Here is a 279-nt window from a genome sequence, read left to right as displayed (position 1 = left end):
CTGAGGTTTCTGTTGCACCTGCTGCCACCGCGTCGCCAACTTCAACACCAACCCCGACGGCGTCCCGTAACGAGAACGCGCGTGGTCAGTTAATTAAAGAGATCGGTGAACCCGCGGTTCTCTTAACCTCGGGAGAAAACACCCCTCCAACCATGACCTTTAAAGTTACGTCCATCAAACCCATCCAGTGCGACGCGCCGTACGCTGCGCCGCCCAACGGGATTGCGTTAGCGATTTCCATCGAAGCAACAACGACGCCGCAGTTCTCGGGACCACTGA

Annotated in this window: 1 protein-coding gene; it reads right to left on the bottom strand. The window is 57.0% G+C overall.

Annotated elements, in window-relative coordinates; translation table 11 throughout:
* Positions 1 to 85: 85 nt before the first annotated feature.
* A partial coding sequence (locus SB772_RS40245) for a hypothetical protein (protein WP_410838550.1) occupies positions 86 to 279 on the bottom strand: 194 nt, incomplete at its 5' end.

The organism is Paraburkholderia sp. SIMBA_030 (assembly GCF_046535245.1).
In the GTDB taxonomy this organism is placed as follows: domain Bacteria; phylum Pseudomonadota; class Gammaproteobacteria; order Burkholderiales; family Burkholderiaceae; genus Paraburkholderia.
This window is presented reverse-complemented; position numbering and strand designations above follow the sequence as displayed.